This window comes from Amycolatopsis sp. NPDC003865 (assembly GCF_053605345.1).
Genome location: NZ_JBSGJA010000001.1, coordinates 104,828 through 121,283, shown reverse-complemented (window position 1 = coordinate 121,283; position 16,456 = coordinate 104,828). Strand labels below are relative to the sequence as shown.

Here is a 16,456-nt window from a genome sequence, read left to right as displayed (position 1 = left end):
CGTCGGTGGTGGCGGGGTGCGGGGTGCGGCGGTGGTGTCGCGGGTGCCCGGCGGTGGTGGCGGGGTGCGGGGTGCGGCGGTGGTGTCGCGGGTGCCCGGTGGCGGTCGCCGGCTGCGGCTTCGAGGCGCGGTCGCCGTGGTGAGCCCACTCGAGCCTCGCCTGGCCGCGCATCCCGGTCGCCGGGCCACCCCTCTCGCCCGCCGCCCCGATCTCTCCGAGGTGGCCCGGTGATCCGCCGCTGGAGCGCCGATCTCCTCCTCGGCATGCGGCTCGCCCTGGGCGGCGGCGGGGCGCGCACCGCGCTCGTGCGGCTCGCCCTCACCGCCGCCGGGGTCGGGTTCGGCGTGGTCGTCCTGCTCACCGCGACCTCCGTCCCGCACCTCATCGGCGCCCGGGACGACCGGGCCGGTGCGCGCATGCCCGACTTCGCGCCCGCCGCGCCGGGTATCGATCCCGTCCACACCCTTTCCCGCGCCGACGAATACCGCGGCCGGGGCCTCAGCGGCTACCTCGTGCAGCCCAGCGGGCCGCGTCCGCCCGCCGCGCCCGGCGTCGACCGGCTGCCCGGGCCGGGGGAGGCCGTCCTGTCGCCGGCGCTCGCGGACCTCCTGCGGTCGCCGGAAGGCGAACTGCTGCGCCCGCGGTTCCCCCAGCGCGTCATCGGCACCATCGGCGACGCCGGGCTCACCGGCCCGCACGAGCTCTTCTTCTACGTCGGCTCCGCCACCGTCGCGCAGCTGCCCGACGCCTCGCCGGTCAGCCGGTTCGGCGCCGACACCCACCGGCGCGCCCTCACCTCGCTCGAACTGCTGCTCGTCGTGGTCGGCGCGACGACCTGCCTCGTCCCGGTGTTCGTCTTCGTCGTCACCAGCACCCGGCTCGCCGCGGCGGCCCGGGACCGGCGGCTCGCCGCGCTGCGCCTCATCGGAGCCGAGCGCGGGCAGGTGCGCCGGATCGCGGCCGGCGAGGCCATGCTCGGCTCGCTCGCCGGCCTGCTCGCCGGGCTGGCGCTGTTCCAGCTCGTCCGGGTGCTCGTCCCGCGGGTCACCGTCACCGCCTTCCGTGGCGGCCTCTTCGGCAGCGACGTCGTCCCCGACTGGCGGCTCGGCGTCCCCGCCCTGCTGGTGCTGCCGGTGCTCGCGTGCGCGGCGGCGGTGTTCGCGCTGCGGACGGTCGTCATCGAGCCACTGGGCGTCGTGCGGCGCGGGGCGCGGATCCGGCGCCGGCTCGGGTGGCGCCTCCTGCCCGCGGCCGTCGGCGGGGCACTGCTGTTCACCGGTCCCGACGACGCCGAAAGCCCCGGCGTGATCGCCGGTGTCGTCCTCGTCCTCGCGGCCGTGCCCCTCGTGCTGCCCTGGGTCGTCGAGCGCGTCGCCGCCCGGCTGCACGGCGGCTCGCCCGCCTGGCTGCTGGCCGTCCGCCGGCTCCAGCTGGACAGCGCGACCGCCGCACGCCTGGTCAGCGGCGTCGCCGTCGTGCTGGCCGGATCCATTGCGCTGCAAGGTGTCTACGCCCGCACCGAGAGCGACCGGCCCCCACCGCGGGAGGTCAAGGTGCTGGCGAGCTACTTCGCCACGACCTGGGCCGACGGCGAGGCGTTCACCGCCGCGTTCCGCGCGCTGCCCGGGCAGCGCGACGCGCCGGTACGGATCCACGGCCTGATCGAGAACGCCGAAGGGGAGCGGGCCACGGTCGTCGTCGGGACGTGCGCCGACCTGCGGGCCCAGGCCGGGCTCGCGGACTGCCGCGACGGCGGCGTCTACGCCACGGGGTTCCGGGGCTACCTGCCTGCGGCCGGCGACCGCGTGTGGTTCTCCGGGGCCCGGCGCGCCGGCGCGGCCGTCCCTCCACAGTGGACGGTTCCGGCGGTCCGGCTCGTGGCCGGCTCCGGCGGCGCCGGGGCGGTGCTGCTCGTCACCCCGGCCGCGATGGCGACCGCGTCCGGCGTCGGGCTGAACCTGGCCGCGGACGTCCCCGCCGCCGACCCGGACCTGGTGGAGCACGTCCGGAACACGGTGGGGTGGAACGGAACCGTGTACTCCCTCGGCACCGAGCACGACAGCACCTACGCGCTCATCACCCGGGCCTTGTCGGTCGGCTCGGTCCTGGTCCTGCTGTTCGTCGCGGGCAGCCTGCTGGTCGCGGCGTGGGAGCAGCTGCGGGAACGGCGGCGCAGCCTCGCCGCGCTGACCGCGAACGGCGTCGGACGCGGAGTGCTCGCGCGGTCGCTGATCTGGCAGCTGGCGATCCCGGTGACGGTCGCGGTGGCCGTCGCCGTACCGGCCGGCCTCGCGCTCGACTGGCTGGTCCTGACCCTGGTGGTGCACCGCCCGATGGTCGTCGACGGGCCGGCCATCGCGGTGCTGACGGCGACGGCGGTCGCCGCGGTACTGCTCGTCACCGCGCTGACACTGCCCGCATTGTGGCGGACGGCGAGCCTGGAGAATCTGCGGGAAGAATGAGCGGTCGCCGCGGCCGGTCCGGTTGTTTCCGGGGCCGGCCGCAGCCCGGAAAGCCTTTTCGGGCAAGTGGATCCTGCCCGAAAAGGCGCCCCATTCGCCCTGGCGACGGTTTTCGTTTTGGGTGATGCTGAATACGCTGATATTCGCCGATCCACGATTCCGGGGCGATCCGATGCGTATCATGTACGACGCGGTCACCGCGCGAAACATCCTGAAGAAGGACCGGCGGCCCGTCCTCGTGGCGGGGTACATCGACCGGATCAGGCTCGCGCCGTGGAGCACGGCGGACTGGGCGCTGTTCCCCGACGCGCTGAAGGTGCGGATCGTCAAGAAGGCGTCGACGAACGACGGGCACGTCCTCGACGTCGAGCCGGGCGACGCCACGCCCGCCGAAGCGCCCGGCTGGGCCAGGATGCGGCGCCGGTCGGGGTTCGCGCACCCGGTCGTCTACTGCAACCGGTCGACCTGGCCGAAGGTGAAGGCCGCGTTCGCGGACCAGGGCGTCGAGCCGCCGCTGTACTGGATCGCCACGGCCACCGGCAAACCCGAAATCCCCGCCGGCGCGATCGCCGCGCAGTACCTGCTCGACGTCGACCCCGGCATCGACATCTCCGTCGTCGCGGACTACTGGCCCGGCGTGGACACGCCGGCGTCGCTGACCACCGAACCGGGAGTGGAGCTCATGGAACGCATCACCGTCACCCCGCCCAACGCCGGGCAGAACACCGTGCGGCTCAACCTGTCCGGCAGCATCGGCGCCGCCATCGTCGTCCGCCCCCGGATCAACCGGGACGGCGTGTCGAAGCCGATGTGGGTCGGCAACATCTTCGCGTGGGGTTCCGACAAGACGGGCGTCGGCCACAACCCGAAGAGCGAACCCGGCTACGACGATCGGCTGACGTCCCACCGCCGCTTCGCCCTCCCAGGCGCGGTGTGGGCCGACGTCGAGTACAGCGCCGCGGAGGCGTTCGAGATCGACATCGTGGGCTGAGCGCGTTTCACCCGGCCGGGTCCGGCCCAGCGCGGTTCAAGTGGTTGCGCAGGAAGGCGATCCCGGCGTCGGTGACCTGCTCGAGCTTCCGCTCGCCGTAGAAGTGACCCGCGCCCTCCAGGCGAATCAGGTCCGCGTCGGCGCCGGCGCGCCAGTAGGCGGCGACCAGTGCTTCGCTGTGGGCGATCGGGATTCCGGCGTCGTCGGTACCGTGGGCCAGCAACAGCGGCGCCGCGGTCGCCGACGCGTGCAGCAGCGGGCTCGCCGTCGGACCGGGGAGCCAGTCGTGCGGGTCGTGACCGCTGCTGTGCAGCACCGAATCCGCCGGTGGCGGCGGAATGCGCGTGAAGTCCGTCGGCGGGCTCCACGCGATCGCCGCGCCGAGCCGGCTCGACGGGCCCGTGATCCCGAGGTCGCCCTCGAAGGCCGGGTCGTCCGAGGTGACGGCAAGCATGGCGGCGAGGTAGCCGCCGGCGGAATGTCCCCACGCCGCGACGCGGCCGGCGTCGAGCTCGAGCTCGGCCGCATGGTGGCGGACCCAGCGGACCGCGGCCTTCACGTCGTGCACCTGCGCGGGGAAGGGGGCCTCGCGCCCGTGCCGGTACTGGGCGCGCGCGACGGCGAACCCGGCCGCCACCAGCCGGTCCGTGACGCGATCGCCCAGCCGGCTGTGCTTGTGCGACCCGGCGGCCGGCGCGCCGCCGTAGAGGTAGACCACCACCGGGTGCCCACCGCCGCCACCCGGGACGACCAGGTCCAGCAGCAGCGGACGGTAGCCGGGCAGGGGTGCCACGAGAGCGTCCCGATAGGACACTCGTGTCTCGGTCCGTTCGGCCCGGGGGAGGGTGAGCGGGGCACGGGAAGTGAGCACGCGACCACTATCGGGGCATACCGGTTAACCCGGCCACCGGTACCAGAATGCGGGAGCTGCCACGGCGGATCGGGCGCCGGACGGGCAATGGCCGGCTCCCTCGCCGAGCTCGCCGCCGACGCCCGAGCCGAGACCTCGCCGGGCCCCGCCGCCCGTGCCCATGAGCCGTGATCCTGCCGGGCCCGCCCGGCCGCAGCCGCGGGCCGCGGGCGGCGAGCAGAGGTCTTGGCGGGCCGCCCGTCCCGACCGTCGGCTGCGCGCCTGCCGGGCCCGCGCGGCCGCGGGCCGCAGGCCGCGAGGCGAGGTCTTGCTGGGCCACTCGTCCCGACCGTCGGCTGCGCGCCTGCCGGGCCCGCGCGGCCGCGGGCCGCGGGCGGCGAGGCGAGGTCTTGCTGGGCCACTCGTCCCGACCGTCGGCCGCGAGCCTGCCGGGCCCGCCGCCCTCCCGGCCGCAGCCTCCAGCCGCGACCTCGCCGAACCCATCCATGCCCGACCACGGGCGGCCACCGGGGCCGCGCCGACCCCCGGGCGGTAACCGCTCGCGCGCTCTCCGTGCCGTGTTGACACCCACGCCAACCGAGTGCCAGTATCAGGATTAATCCGATTGGAAACGTTTCCAGCCTCACGATCCGCACTTGGAAACGTTTCCAAACTCGCACTCCGAGGTAGCCGATGACGTCAACACGGGCCACGCTGCTGCAGGTCGCCGAGCGGGCCGGGGTCTCCCTGGCCTCGACCTCGCGCGCCCTGCACGGGACCGGTGCCAGCCCGGCGATGGTCGAACGCGTCCGCGCCGCCGCCGCCGAGCTCGGCTACAGCGCCGATGCCATCGGGCGGTCGCTGCGGCTGAAGAAGACCTTTCAGGTCGCCTTCGCCGTCGCCGACATCGGGAACCCCGTCTACGTCGAAATGATGCGGGCCATCCACGGAGTCCTCGCCCCGCACGGGTACCGGGTCGTCGTCATGTCCACAGGGGACACCGCCGGGTCCACCACCGAGCTCGTGCGCAGCCTCAACAGCGGGTTCGTCGACGGCATGATCGTCAGCCCGCTGCGCACCGACGACCGGCTGATCGAAGAGATCCAGCAGGCCCCCGTCCCGGTCGTGGTGATCGGGCGGGCGCTGGACGACCGCGGCATCAGCTCCGTCTCCACGGACTCCGCCGGCGGGATCGGCGCGGCCGTCCGTCACCTGCACGCCCTCGGCCGCCGCCGGGTCGGGTTCCTCAACGGGCCGCTCGACACCACGCCGGGCGCGGCCCGCCAGCGCGGGTTCGACGCCGCCACCGAAACCATCGCCTTCGAGCGGACCGACCAGGAGGTCGCCGCCGACTTCACCGTCACCGCCGGGCTCGACGCCGCGCGGAAGCTGCTGGCCCGCGAACCCCGCGCGCCCCTCGATGCCCTCGTCGCCGCGAACGACCTGCTCGCCATCGGGGCGATCCGGGCCGTCCGGGAAACGGGCCTCTCGGTGCCCGGCGACGTCGCGATCACGGGCATGGACGACACCGAGCTCGGCCGGGTCTTCCAGCCCAGCCTGACCAGCGTGTCCCTCGGCTCGACCGAGCGCGGCCGCGCGGCCGCGCGGATCATGCTCCGGCTCGCCGACGACCCGGACCACGCCGCGCAGCAGGTCGCGGTCGGCCCCGAACTGATGGTGCGCGAGTCGACCGGAGGTGCGGCTTGACGGCGACCCTGACCCGCCCGGCGCCCGCGCCCGGCAGGAAGAAGCCCGCGCTGGCCCGCACGCGGCGACGCGAGGCGATCGCGCTGGTGCTGCCGTCGTTGATCCCGATCCTCGTGCTCAGCGTCGCCCCGCTCGTCGTCGGGATCTTCCTCGCCTTCACCGACGCGCGCCTGGTCCGGCACCCGGACTACGGCTTCGCCGGCATCGGCAACTTCACGAAGCTCGCCGGCAACGACCTGTTCTGGGATTCGCTGCGGATCGGCATGATCTGGACCGTCGGCGTGACGCTGCTGCAGCTGGCCGCCGCGATGGGCCTCGCCCTGCTGCTCAATTCCGGCTTGCGGCTGCAGGGCCTGACGCGGGTGCTCGCGCTCGTGCCGTGGGCGATGCCGCCGGTCGTCGTGGCGATCATGTGGCAGATGATCTACTCGGCCAACGGCGGCCCGCTCAACGCCTTCCTCGGCAGCGTCGGCCTGCCCGACGACATCAACTGGCTCGGCGACTTCTCGGTCGCGCTGCCCGCCGTGATCGTCGTCGGCGTCTGGGTCGGCATGCCGCAGACGACCGTGACGCTCCTGGCCGGCCTGCAGCAGATCCCGGCCGAACTGCACGAAGCGGCCTCTGTGGACGGTGCCGGCGCGTGGCGGCGCTTCACCGCGGTCACCTGGCCGAGCCTGCGCCCGATCGTCACGTCGATCACGTCGCTGAACTTCATCTGGAACTTCAACTCGTTCTCGCTGGTCTACGTGCTCACCGCGGGTGGGCCGGGCGGCAAGACGATGGTGCCGGTGCTGTTCATCTACCTCGAAGCCTTCAAGAATCGCGAGATCGGCTACGCCGCCGCGATGGGCCTCGTGCTCGTCGTCGTGGTCGTGCTCATCCTCGCCGTCTACCTGCGGTCGCAGTTCCGCGACGACCGCACCGCCGGGAAGGGACGCTGATGCGGGTTCTCGTGCGCCCGGCCCAGTACGCGGCCCTCGCGCTCTACATCCTGTTCCTCGGTTTCCCGTTGCTGTGGCTGATTTCCGCGTCGGTCAAGTCGTCGGGCGAGCTGAACTCGCTGACGGTCAGCCTGCTGCCGAGCGAGTGGCACTGGGACAACTACACCGAGGCGCTGAACAAGCAGGGCCTGGTGCGATCGGCGGCCAACAGCCTGATCGTCGCGCTCGCCTCGACCGCGCTGTCGGTCGTGATCGCCGTCCCCGCGGCGTACGTGCTCGCGCGGCTGAAGGGCAAGATCCGGGCCGCCGGCGTCGGCTGGATCCTGGTCAGCCAGGTGTTCCCGGTCGTGCTGATCATCCTGCCGCTGTTCCTCATCCTGCGGACGCTCGGCCTGGCCGACAACCTCGCCGGCCTGACGCTCGTGCACACCACGTACATGCTGCCGTTCGCGCTCTGGATGCTGCAGGGGTACGTCTCCGCGATCCCCGTGGAGCTCGAGGAAGCCGGGGCGATGGACGGCGCGAGCCGGCTGACCGTGCTGCGCACGATCGTCTTCCCGCTGCTGGCGCCCGGTGTCGTCGCGACGGCGATGTTCAGCTTCGTCTCGTCGTGGAACGAGTTCTTCTTCGCGCTGGTGCTGCTGCAGTCGCCGGAGAACTACACCCTGCCCATCACGCTCAACATGTTCGTCGGCGGCGAGGGCAAGGTCGCCCTCGGCCCGCTCGCCGCGGGTGCCGTGCTCGCCGCGATTCCCAGCATCGTCTTCTTCGGCATCCTGCGCCGGAAGCTCACCAGCGGCCTGATGGCCGGGGCGGTGAAGGGATGAACCCCACCAGAGAAACCTCGAAAGGTCGGTCGATGAAGACACGACGCATGATCGCCGCCGCCGCACTGACGGTCGCCGGCCTGCTGCTCGCCGCGTGCGGGAGCGGCGGAAGCGGGGACGGCGGGAACGGGCCCGTCACCCTGACCTTCCAGTCCCTGTCGGACCAGCCCGCCGCCATCGCCGCGACGCAGAAGATCGTCGGCGACTGGAACAAGGCGCACCCGGACGTGCAGGTCAAGATCGTCCAGGCGGGCTGGGACGGCGTCTACGACAAGCTGATCACCCAGTTCAACGCGGGCACCGCGCCGGACATCGTGCACTACGAAGCCGCCGGCATCGCCCCCTTCGCCACCGACGGCTACCTCGCCGACCTGTCGCAGTACCTGCCCGAGGGCAAGCGCGCGGACATCCCGAAGGGCGTCCTGGACTCGGTGACCGTCGACGGCAAGGTGATCGCCGTCCCGACCGAGCTGCAGTCCTATGTGGTCTTCGCGAACAAGACCCAGCTGCAGCAGGCGGGCGTCACGATCCCGACGGGCGCCACGATGTCGTGGGACCAGCTGCGCGACATCGCCAAGGCGACCACGAAGGACGGCAAGTTCGGCCTCGGCTGGGGCCTGTCGAGCCCGACGGCGGCGTTCGTCGCCCTCGCTCCCGGGTTCGGCGGCAAGTACTTCGACGGCACCGGAGACAAGGCACAGCTGAGCGTCGGGCAGGGTGAGCAGGCGCTGCCGCAGCTGGTCGACGCGATGGCGCACCAGGACCACTCGATCCTCCCGGTCACGCTGACGCAGTCCGGCACCAAGGCGCTCGCGCCGTTCTACGCCGGCCAGGTCGCGATGACCGTGCAGGGTTCCTACCAGGCCGCCAACATCGCCAAGGACGCGCCGAAGGGCTTCGACTGGGTCGTGCTGCCGCCGCTGGCCGGCTCGGCCGGGCCCGCGCAGGCGGCCAACCCGCAGACGCTGTCGGTCAACAAGGACTCCGGCCACGTCAAGGAAGCCGCCGAGTTCGTCGACTTCTTCACCAGCACCGAAAACCTCGCCGCGATCAACGAGGCCGACGCGCTCATCCCGCCGACGACGTCCGCGCGGCAGGCGCTGACCACCAAGCTCGGCGCGAAGAACGGCTGGAAGGAAATCCTCGCCTCGGGGGAGTACCTGACCTCGGCCCCCTACCTGTTCGCCGGCAAGTACGCGCAGTGGAAGGACACCGTCGCGACCCCGGCGTACCAGCAGTTCCTCGGGCAGAAGATCGACGCCGCCGGCCTCGCGAAGCAGCTCGAGGACGGCTGGAAGAGCGTCAGCAAGTGACAGGAGCGGATTGGTGACCTGGCTTCAAGACCGGGCCGTCGCGGTGATCACCGGTGCGGCCGTCGGGGACGCCCTCGGCGGCGCCACCGAAGGGTGGACCCCGGAGCAGATCGAAGAACGGCACGGCGGCCGGGTGACCGGCGTCGTCGGACCGTGGTACCCGGACTGGCGGACCGCGCGGCCCATCGCGCCGTACCACAAGGGCGACGGGCACATCACCGACGACACCCTCATGACGCGGGCGCTCGTCGAGGTGTACGCGAAGCGCCGCGCGCACCTCGACGCGTACGCGATGGCCGAGGACCTGGTGCCGCTGATGATCGGCGAGCCGCGCTGGGTGCCGGAGCTGGAGTCGACGGCGCTGCTGCTGCAGCGGGTCTTCCTCGCGGAGAAGTGGATCGTCGCGAGACTCCACTACGGACACGTGGATCCGCGTGAAGCGGGCGTGGGCAACGTGGTCAACTGCGGCGCGGCGATGTACGTCGCCCCGGTGGGCGTCGTCAACGCGGGTGATCCGCGGGCGGCCTACGCCGAGGCGATCGACCTCACCGGCGCGCACCAGTCGAGCTACGGCCGGGAGGCGGCGGGGGTGCTGGCCGCGATGGTGGCGGCCGCGGTCGCCCCGGGCGCCGCGCTCGGCGACGTCGTCCAGGCCGCGCTCGACGTGGCCCACGACGGGACCGCTGCGGCGGTGCGCGCGGTCGTGGAGACCTTCGGTGGCCGGTCCGTTCCCCCGGCCACCGACGGGGAAGAACGCGCGCTGGCGGCTCTCGTCCGCGAGACCGTCGCGCCGTTCGACTCGGTCGGGCCGCACTACCGCGAGATGTCGATGGACGCGCGGCGCCCGTCGCGGACCAAGTCGATCGAGGAGCTGCCGGCCGCGCTGGCGTTCGTGCTCGCGCACCGGGGTGACTTCCGGAGCGCGGTGCTGGCCGCCGTCAACTACGGCCGGGACGCCGACTCGATCGCCGTGATGGCGGGCGCGGTGTGCGCCGGCCTCGGCGGGACGGCGGTCGTGCCGGCGGACTGGGTCGACGAGATCGGCGAGGCCAGCCGGATGGACCTGCGGGAGACCGGGCACCTGCTGGCTTCGGCGGCCGCGGACATCCTGAAGGCCGACCGCGAGCGGGCCGCGGCCCGGGCCGAGTTCCTGGCGGGGACGGCGTGAGGCTCACCTGGGCCCGGCCGGAGGACCTGCTCCCGCACGAGCTGGTGCAGGCCGCGGCGGAGGGCACGGACGTCGCCGCGGTGCGGGAGCGGTGGGTCGCGGCGGGCGGCTCGCCGGTGCCGGCCGTCAGCGGCGCGGGGCCGGCGGCGCCCGAACTGCGTGAGCTGGCCCGGGAACTGCTGGACGCGGTGGGCGCGCCTCCCGCCGATCCGCCGTGGGACGCGCTGGAGCTGCCACCGGCGGCTTCGCTGCCGCGCGGTTCGCGGGGGCGTGAACTGAACGCGTGGACCGGCCGGGCCGCGGGGTGCCTGCTGGGCAAGCCGGTGGAGAAGATCCCGCGCGAAGGCATCGAGGAGATCCTGCGGGCGACCGGCCGCTGGCCGTTGACCGGCTGGTTCACCGCCGTCGGGCTGCCGGACGACGTCGCCGCGCGGTGGCCGTGGAACCGCCGGTCGGCGCCGACGTCCCTGGCGGAGAACATCGACGGGATGCCCGAGGACGACGACCTCAACTACCCGATGCTCGCCCTCTCCTTGCTGGAGACGCACGGGCGTTCGTTCACGACGGACGACGTCGCGCAGCTGTGGCTGGACAACCTGCCGGCCGGGCGGGTGTTCACGGCGGAGCGCGCGGCGTACCGGAACCTCCTCGAGGCACGCACGGACACGGCGACGCACCACAACCCGTTCCGGGAGTGGATCGGCGCGCTGATCCGCGCGGACGTGTTCGGCTGGGTGTCCCCGGGCGACGTGCTTTCGGCGGCGCGGCTGGCGTGGACGGACGCTCGGCTGAGCCACACGCGCAACGGGGTGTACGGCGCGATGTGGGCCGCGGCCCTCGCCTCGGCGGCGATGGTGTGCGACACGGTGGACGAGGTGCTCGACGCGGCATCGACAGTGCTCCCGGCCGGCTGCGACCTGGCGGCGGCGGTCCACTTCGGACGCTCGGCGGCGTCGTCGGGCGATGTCGCGAGTGGACTCGACCGGCTGCACGAAGCGTACGGGCACCTGCACTGGGTGCACGTGCTGAACAACGCGGCGGTGATCGCCTACGCACTCGCCGCGGGTGGCGGGGAGTTCGGGCGGAGCATCGCGATCGCGGTGACGGCGGGCTGGGACACCGACTCCGCGGCCGCGACGGTCGGGGGAGTGGTCGGCGCCGTGAGTGGTGTGGACGAGTACTGGAGCAAGCCGCTGGACGGCCGGATCGCGACGTCGCTGCCGGGTGGCGAGCGGCGGATCGCGGACCTCGCGGCCCGCACGGCGGCGCTGGCGGAGGCCGGCCGATGACCGGCCGGCCGGTGCCCGACGGCCGGGCCGCACCCGGCACTCCGGCGGGCGGCCCGGCTTCCGCCGCCGGTCGAGTGGCGCCCGGCGACCGGTCGGCCGGCGGCGCGCCCCTTGGCGAAGGCCGCGCGGAAGGTGACCGGGCTTCGGCCTCCGGGCGGGTCGTGGTCGTCGGGTCGGCCAACGTGGACCTCGCCGTCGATGTCCCTCGGCCGCCCCGCGCCGGCGAAACCATCCTCGGGGAGCGCCTCCGCCGCAGCCCCGGCGGCAAAGGCGCCAACCAGGCCGTCGCCGCCGCGCTGGCCGGGGGCGCCGACACCACCTTCGTCGGCGCGCTCGGCGAAGACGAAGGCGCCGACCTCCTCCTCGTCTCCCTCGGGGGCGCCGGCGTCCGGACCGACCTGGTCGAACGGGCCGACGCGCCCACCGGTACCGCCTTCATCACCGTCGCCCCCGACGGCGAGAACGCCATCGTCGTCGCCCCCGGCGCGAATGATCACGTGCGGATCGGCGCGGCGCAGGCCGACCGGATCGCCGAGGCCGACGTCGTGCTCGCCCAGCTGGAAATCCCCCTCGACGTGGTGGCCGCGGCCGCCGCGGCCCGGAAGCCCGCGGCCCTGATGATCCTCAACGCCGCGCCGGCGCGGGACCTCCCGGACTCGCTCTGGGAGGTCCTCGACCTGCTCGTCGTCAACGAACACGAGGCCGCCGACCTCGCCGGCGAACCCGAAAAGCTGCTCGAGCGCGTGCCCGCCGTGGTCGTCACCCTCGGCGGGGAGGGCTGCGTCGTGCTCCGCCGCGACCACGAGCCCGTGCGGATCCCCGGCCTCCGCGTCGACGCGGTCGACACCACCGGCGCCGGCGACACCTTCTGCGGCGTCCTCGCGGCCGCGCTCGCGCAGGGCGCAAGCCTTCCCGAGGCCGCCGGACGAGCGACCGTGGCCGGTGCGCTCGCCGTCACCAAACCCGGCGCCCAAGCCGCCGTCCCCACCACAGCCGAGGTCGCAGGGAAGACACCATGACCTACCAGTTCGACCCCCTCGTCCCGCGGCCGATCGACCGTCCCACCGAGGTCCGCGGCCCCCTCGCCGACCTCGACGACGCCAAGATCTTCGCCGCACCGGCCGATCCCGCGGATCGCCCGGCGTGGCGCGCGAAGCTCCTCGAGTGGCGGGAAGACGCCCGGCGCCGGCACGGCTACACCGGCGCCGCCTACGACCGTCCACAAGCGGCTTGGTCGCAGACGTGCTACGCCGTCGCGCAGGTCTGGCTCTGGGACGAGCTGCTCTACGACTTCGACGCGCGCCGCTTCACCCCGGACCGCTTCCTCGACGACGCCCGCGCCCGCTTCGGCGGGCTCGACGCCGTCGTGCTCTGGCACGCCTACCCGGTGATCGGCCTCGACGACCGCAACCAGTGGGACTTCTACCGCGCCGTCCCCGGGCTCGCCACGCTCGTCGAAACCCTGCACGACGAAGGGCTGCACGTCTTCGTCGACTACAACCCCTGGGACGTCGGCACCCGTCGCGGCAGCGACGACCTCACCGAGCTGGCCGCCCTCGTCGAAGATCTGCAGGCGGACGGCGTCTTCCTCGACACGCTCAAGAAGGCCGAGCCGGACTTCGTCGACCGCCTGGAGGCCGCCCGGCCCGGCATCGTCCTCGAAGGCGAGTCCAAGCTCCCGGTCGAGCGGATCGAGGACCACACCGCGTCGTGGGCCCAGTTCTTCGCCGACTCGCCGGTGCCCGGCGTCCTGCGCGCCCACTGGTACGAACGCCGCCACATGCAGCACCACGTCCGCCGCTGGCACCGCGACCACAGCGAGGAACTCCAGTCCGCGTGGCTCAACGGCGTCGGCGTCATGGTCTGGGAGGTCGTCTTCGGCGCGTGGGTCGGCTGGTCGCCGCGCGACGCCGCGACCGTCCGCCGGATGGTGACGCTCCAACGCGCGGCGAAGGACCTGCTCCTCGAAGGAGAGTGGACGCCCCTCGTCGAGCTCGCGGAAGAAGCCGAAGCCGCGGGCGTTTACGCGTCCGCATGGGAACTGGACGGCCGGACACTGTGGACACTCGTCAACCGCGGCGACACCGACTACCACGGCCCGCTGCCCGGCACGGACCTCCTCGGCGGGGTACCGGCTCGCGGCATCGGCGCCGCCGTCGAAGGGTGGCTGCCGGACCTCCCGCCGTTGCCGCACGACCCGGATGCCCGCTTCCCGCACCGGATCGCCACCCGGAAAAGTCCACAGAGGACAACCGGCACGCCCGAAGCGGACGCTGTGGTCGTCCCGGCCGGTCCGTACGTGCTGACCGTCCGCTACCGCGCCCGGGAGACCGGCATGTACCAGGGAGCGCCCTATGTGGACGAATGGAAACCGCTCCCGCCGCGCCTGCACGACGCCCGCACCCTGCAGCGTGAAGGCGAATTGACCACCGCGGTGGCGATAGCGGCCACCGAAGTGACCAACGCGCAGTTCGCGGAGTTCGCGGCCGCCACCGGCCACGACTGGACCCCGGAGGGCGCTCCGGACGAGCCCGCCACCCACGTCGACCTCGACGACGCCCGCGCGTACTGCGCGTGGCGTGGTGGCCGCCTGCCCACCGAGGACGAATGGCAGCTGGCGGGGGAGAAGCTTCGCCGCGGCACCCCCGCCGTGTGGAACTGGACCGAAAGCGAACACTCCGACGGCCGCACGCGGTTCGTGATGCTCAAAGGTGGCAGCGACTACCGCGCCGGAAGCTCCGAGTGGTACGTCGAAGGCGGGGTCAAGGACCCGGACTACACCGTGAAGCTCCTCCTGCCCGGCCTGGGGCTCGCGCGCAGCGCCACCGTCGGCTTCCGTTGCGCGTGGGAGGTGCCCTCGTGACCGTCTCCCGTGACCCCTCGACCGGGGCGCTGGCCGGGCTGCGCGTCATCGACGCGTCCACGCTCTTCGCCGGCCCGATGGCCGCGATGCACCTGGGCGACATGGGCGCCGACGTGATCAAGGTCGAGCACCCGCGCAAGCCCGACCCGTCGCGTACCCACGGCGCCGCGAAGGACGGCGTAAACCTGTGGTGGAAGACCCTGGGCCGCAACAAGCGCACGGTGACCGCCGACCTCGGCAGCGAAGGCGGCCGCGAGGTGTTCCTCGCGCTGGCCACCACGGCCGACGTCGTGATCGAGAACTTCCGGCCGGGCACGCTCGAACGCTGGGGGCTCGGCTACGAGGAGCTGGCGAGCTGGAACCCGAAGCTCGTGCTCGCCCGTGTCACCGGCTTCGGGCAGCTCGGCCCCTACCGGTCCCGGCCCGGCTTCGGCACGCTCGCCGAGGCGATGAGCGGGTTCGCGGCGACCACCGGCGAGCCGGACGGGCCGCCGACGCTGCCGCCGTTCGGGCTCGCCGACGGTGTCGCGTCGCTGGCGACCGCGTACGCGATCATGGTCGCGCTGGCCGCGCGCGCGAACACCGGCCGCGGGCAGGTCGTCGACACCGCGATCATCGAACCGATGCTCGCCATGCTCGGCCCGCAGATCACGCGCTGGGACCAGCTGCGCACCGTCCAGCCGCGCACCGGCAACCGCTCGACCAACAACGCGCCGCGCAACACCTACCGGACCGCCGACGGCCAGTGGGTCGCGGTGTCCACTTCGGCCCAGTCGATCGCCGAGCGGGTGGTCCGGATGGTCGGCCGGCCGGACCTGGCCGGCGAACCCTGGTTCGTGAGTGGGGCCGAGCGGGCCCTGCACGCCGACGAACTCGACGAAGCCGTCGGCAAGTGGATCGGGCAGCGCACGCGCGACGAGGTCGTGGCCGCGTTCGAGGAGGCGCAGGCGGCGGTGGCGCCGATCTACGACGCCGCCGACATCGTCGCGGACCCGCAGTTCCGCGCGCTCGGGACGATCCACGAGATCGACGACGCCGAGCTCGGCCCGATGCTGATGCAGGGGCCGCTGTTCCGGCTGTCCGGCCACGACGGCGTCATCGGCTTCACCGGCCGCCCGCACGGCGCGGACACCGACGCGGTGCTGGAAGTGCTGGGGTTCTCGGCCGAACGGGTCGCCGAACTGCGCGAGCGGGGCGCGGTGTGAGCCCCCCGCTGACGTTCCTCTACACGCCGGCCGACCGCCCGGACCGGGTCCGCAAGGCCCTCGGCTCCGAAGCCGACGTCGTGCTCGTCGACCTCGAGGACGCCGTCGCCCCGGCGCGCAAGGACGAAGCCCGCGCGAACGTCCTGGAGCTGCTCGCCTCGGTGGCGCGGCCGGTGCAGGTGCGCGTCAACCACCCGAGCACGCCGTGGCACGACGCCGACCTCGCGGCGGTCGCGCGCCTGCCGCTCGCGGTGGGCGCGCGGCTGCCGAAGGTCGAGACACCGCAGGAGGTCCTGGCAGTCGAGGCCGTGCTGCCGGGCCGGTCGCTGCACCCGCTGATCGAGTCGGCGCTCGGTGTCGAACGGGCCCTGGAGGTCGCGACGGCGTCGACGGCGATCGCGTCGATCGGGCTCGGCGAGGCCGACCTGCGCTCGGACCTCGGCGTGGCCGACGACGCCGGGCTGGCGTGGGCGCGCAGCCGCGTGATCGTCGCGGCGCGGGCGGCCCGGCTCGCCCCGCCCGCGATGTCCGCTTACGCGAACGTCCGCGACCTCGACGGGCTGGCGGCGTCGTGCCGGGCGGGGCGAGCACTCGGGTTCCGCGGCCGCACCGCGATCCACCCGGTCCAGCTCGCCACGATCCGGACGGCGTTCTTGCCTACGCGCGAGGAGGTTTCGCGGGCGCGCGAGGTCATCGCGCGGGTCGCCGGGGCGACGGCCGCCGGGGTCGGTGCGATCGCGTTGCCGGACGGGACTTTCCTCGACGTGGCGATGGTGGAACAGGCGCGGACGGTGCTCTCGCTGGCCGACTAGTGGTGAAGCAACTCCAGGAGTACCTCA

Annotated in this window: 14 protein-coding genes; 13 read left to right on the top strand and 1 reads right to left on the bottom strand. The window is 73.4% G+C overall.

The genetic code is table 11. The annotated features are described in order from the left end of the window. The 3 genes from ACWEVP_RS00650 to ACWEVP_RS00640 form a co-directional block, all read left to right on the top strand. Positions 1-232: hypothetical protein (locus ACWEVP_RS00650; RefSeq protein ID WP_452060502.1), on the top strand; the 232-nt coding region annotated here is incomplete at its 5' end. Further along, entirely contained in the window at positions 229-2,463 is a 2,235-nt protein-coding gene (locus ACWEVP_RS00645; RefSeq protein WP_452060501.1) for an FtsX-like permease family protein, read from the top strand. The genes ACWEVP_RS00650 and ACWEVP_RS00645, both read left to right, overlap by 4 nt. A gap of 181 nt (positions 2,464-2,644) precedes the next feature. Further along, positions 2,645-3,454, top strand: a complete 810-nt coding sequence (locus ACWEVP_RS00640; RefSeq protein WP_452060500.1) for a hypothetical protein — start codon at positions 2,645-2,647, stop codon at positions 3,452-3,454. A 7-nt stretch (positions 3,455-3,461) separates the two neighbouring features. Here ACWEVP_RS00640 and ACWEVP_RS00635 read toward each other — a convergent pair whose 3' ends face one another. Next, positions 3,462-4,325, bottom strand: a complete 864-nt coding sequence (locus ACWEVP_RS00635; protein ID WP_452060499.1) for an alpha/beta hydrolase fold domain-containing protein — start codon at positions 4,323-4,325, stop codon at positions 3,462-3,464. Between the two features lie 672 nt (positions 4,326-4,997). On the opposite strand from ACWEVP_RS00635, the gene ACWEVP_RS00630 reads away from it, so the two are divergent. From ACWEVP_RS00630 to ACWEVP_RS00585, 10 genes are read left to right on the top strand one after another with little or no spacing between them, the layout of a single operon-like run. Continuing rightward, positions 4,998-6,011, top strand: coding sequence for a LacI family DNA-binding transcriptional regulator (locus ACWEVP_RS00630; protein ID WP_452060498.1), 1,014 nt, complete (start codon positions 4,998-5,000; stop codon positions 6,009-6,011). Next, the gene (locus tag ACWEVP_RS00625) at positions 6,008-6,952 is read left to right on the top strand and encodes a carbohydrate ABC transporter permease (RefSeq protein WP_452060497.1); all 945 of its coding nucleotides are present in this window, start codon (positions 6,008-6,010) and stop codon (positions 6,950-6,952) included. The genes ACWEVP_RS00630 and ACWEVP_RS00625 overlap by 4 nt, the downstream gene beginning before the upstream one ends. Continuing rightward, positions 6,952-7,779 (top strand): carbohydrate ABC transporter permease, encoded by an 828-nt coding sequence (locus ACWEVP_RS00620; protein WP_452060496.1) that lies wholly within the window; start codon positions 6,952-6,954, stop codon positions 7,777-7,779. Before ACWEVP_RS00625 ends, ACWEVP_RS00620 begins: the two co-directional genes overlap by 1 nt. A 32-nt stretch (positions 7,780-7,811) precedes the next feature. Next, positions 7,812-9,092 carry an ABC transporter substrate-binding protein gene (locus ACWEVP_RS00615; protein WP_452060495.1) on the top strand — a complete coding sequence of 427 codons (1,281 nt, stop codon included), beginning with the start codon at positions 7,812-7,814 and terminating at the stop codon, positions 9,090-9,092. 13 nt (positions 9,093-9,105) lie between these two features. After that, positions 9,106-10,260: an ADP-ribosylglycohydrolase family protein gene (locus ACWEVP_RS00610; protein WP_452060494.1), complete on the top strand. Its 1,155-nt coding sequence runs from the start codon at positions 9,106-9,108 to the stop codon at positions 10,258-10,260. Continuing rightward, a complete protein-coding gene (locus tag ACWEVP_RS00605) occupies positions 10,257-11,549 on the top strand; it encodes an ADP-ribosylglycohydrolase family protein (RefSeq protein WP_452060493.1) in 1,293 nt (430 codons plus the stop codon). The genes ACWEVP_RS00610 and ACWEVP_RS00605 overlap by 4 nt, the downstream gene beginning before the upstream one ends. Beyond that, on the top strand, positions 11,546-12,568 hold the full coding sequence (locus ACWEVP_RS00600; RefSeq protein ID WP_452060492.1) for a ribokinase: 1,023 nt from the start codon (positions 11,546-11,548) through the stop codon (positions 12,566-12,568). Before ACWEVP_RS00605 ends, ACWEVP_RS00600 begins: the two co-directional genes overlap by 4 nt. Beyond that, on the top strand, positions 12,565-14,412 hold the full coding sequence (locus ACWEVP_RS00595) for a formylglycine-generating enzyme family protein (RefSeq protein ID WP_452060491.1): 1,848 nt from the start codon (positions 12,565-12,567) through the stop codon (positions 14,410-14,412). The genes ACWEVP_RS00600 and ACWEVP_RS00595 overlap by 4 nt, the downstream gene beginning before the upstream one ends. Then, positions 14,409-15,617, top strand: a complete 1,209-nt coding sequence (locus tag ACWEVP_RS00590) for a CaiB/BaiF CoA transferase family protein (protein WP_452060490.1) — start codon at positions 14,409-14,411, stop codon at positions 15,615-15,617. Before ACWEVP_RS00595 ends, ACWEVP_RS00590 begins: the two co-directional genes overlap by 4 nt. Then, positions 15,614-16,429 carry an HpcH/HpaI aldolase/citrate lyase family protein gene (locus ACWEVP_RS00585; RefSeq protein ID WP_452060489.1) on the top strand — a complete coding sequence of 272 codons (816 nt, stop codon included), beginning with the start codon at positions 15,614-15,616 and terminating at the stop codon, positions 16,427-16,429. The genes ACWEVP_RS00590 and ACWEVP_RS00585 overlap by 4 nt, the downstream gene beginning before the upstream one ends. Positions 16,430-16,456: the final 27 nt, after the last annotated feature.